The following is a 1,452-nucleotide window of genomic DNA, read 5'->3' as shown; positions in this document are numbered from 1 at the left end:
TTGGCTGGAAGCTCAACCAATACCGACACCACGAACACCAGCACAACCCACGCCATGCCCTTGCGGCTCATGGCTGCATCACCAGGTTGAAGCGCAGGCCCTTGCCATCCTGCTCCAGCCCCCATTGCAGTATCTGTGCACCTTCTGCACGCAGGCTTTGCAACCAACCTTGCAACACTCGTTCGTCGGCCACCTGCCCACGCAGTTGCCAGGCCTTGCCCTGCGCATCGACCTCGGCCAGTTCGATCTGTCGCGCCTGGGCCGACTGGCGTAGCCGCTCCAGGTTCAACGCCGGGCCACCTTGCAAGCTGGCGGCTTGTTCGGCCAGCCCGCGCCACTGGTTGAGCTCGCGCCACTGCGCAAGACCCGCGCGCAGGGCCAGGAAGGCCAGCAACAGGGCAATCAGTGCCCAGGCGAGCCTCAAACGATGACGCTGTAACCAGGCCCGGTTCATGAGGTTGCTCCCAAGTCGAAAACCACCTGGCCGTCCTGCACCTGGACGGAGGCCCCAGCCGCTTTCGCCATGTCGCTCCATGGCGGCGCACCGCCCTCGCCTTCCAGCCGCAGGTGCCAGCGCTGGCCATCGAAGCGCACCGCTTGCAGGCGCCAGCTGGGGTGGTCACGCAGCCAGGCCTGCAACGCCGCCTCCAGATCCTCTAGCTGGCGCGTGCGCAGTTGCTGTTGCAGTTCACTTTCGCGCAGGCGCTTGAGGGCCTGCGCGGCGTAACGGGGGCCGGCCTGCTCACCGGTTAGGGCGATGACCTGACTGCGCCAGATTTGCCCCTGGCCCCACTGCTTGCTCAACCACAGCCCGCCCCAGACGGCAGCCAATACCAGGCAGGCCGCAAGCAGCCGCTGCTGCGCCCGGGAAACCACCGGCAGCGAGCGCACCTTGCGGGTGCGCTCGAACAGGCCGGGCAATTTATCGAGCGGTGCCAACGTGCTTGGCCAGTCACCGCTCAACGCGACCTTTTGCAGCTGCGCCCACGGTTGCCGTGGCACCTCGCCCAGTGCATCCGGCCAGGCCAGCCAGTGCTCCTGCCGGTCTTCGCCCATCCCTTTGTAAAAATACATGCCGGGGGTTCGCTGCCATTGCCAGGCACGGCCCGCCTCGGGCGCCGGCAGCAGCTGTAGTTCTGCCCAGCAACGGACTACCTGCAAGCCCCATTCGGCACACTGCCCGCGCCAGTCGTCCAGTTGCTGGCGGGTTACCACCAACAACCGAAGATGGCCGGGGTCGCGGGCCAGGCAGGCGCAAGTCACCTCGTCGACGGCCTGTAGCAAGCGGTCTTCGAGCAACAGCGGCCATTCTTCACGCTTGAGTCCGGGCGGTGCCGGCACGCGGAAATAGCTGCAGGCCTCGGCAGGCAGGATCAACGCCACACGGGCTTGCAGGTTGGCCGGCGGCTCGCCCTGCCCATGGCGTTGCACAAGGCCGTCCTGGGCCAGCGC

At 66.7% G+C, this 1,452-nt stretch carries 2 protein-coding genes; both read right to left on the bottom strand.

The window, feature by feature from the left end; all coding sequences use genetic code 11:
- Positions 1–67: 67 nt before the first annotated feature.
- Positions 68–454, bottom strand: a complete 387-nt coding sequence (gspM, locus tag JV551A3_RS07325) for a type II secretion system protein GspM (protein WP_133978462.1) — start codon at positions 452–454, stop codon at positions 68–70.
- On the bottom strand, positions 451–1,452 hold a 1,002-nt coding region (gspL, locus tag JV551A3_RS07320), incomplete at its 5' end, for a type II secretion system protein GspL (RefSeq protein ID WP_235874551.1). The genes gspL and gspM, both read right to left, overlap by 4 nt.

The sequence above is a fragment of the Pseudomonas inefficax genome, assembly GCF_900277125.1.
GTDB lineage: Bacteria > Pseudomonadota > Gammaproteobacteria > Pseudomonadales > Pseudomonadaceae > Aquipseudomonas > Aquipseudomonas inefficax.
Note: the sequence above shows the minus strand (reverse complement) of the source record. Positions and strands in the feature narration are given on the sequence as shown.

Bases quoted from the DNA above. Each gene is read 5' to 3' on its own strand.
- gspM (WP_133978462.1), bottom strand. From the start codon at position 454: ATGAACCGGGCCTGGTTACAGCGTCATCGTTTGAGGCTCGCCTGGGCA.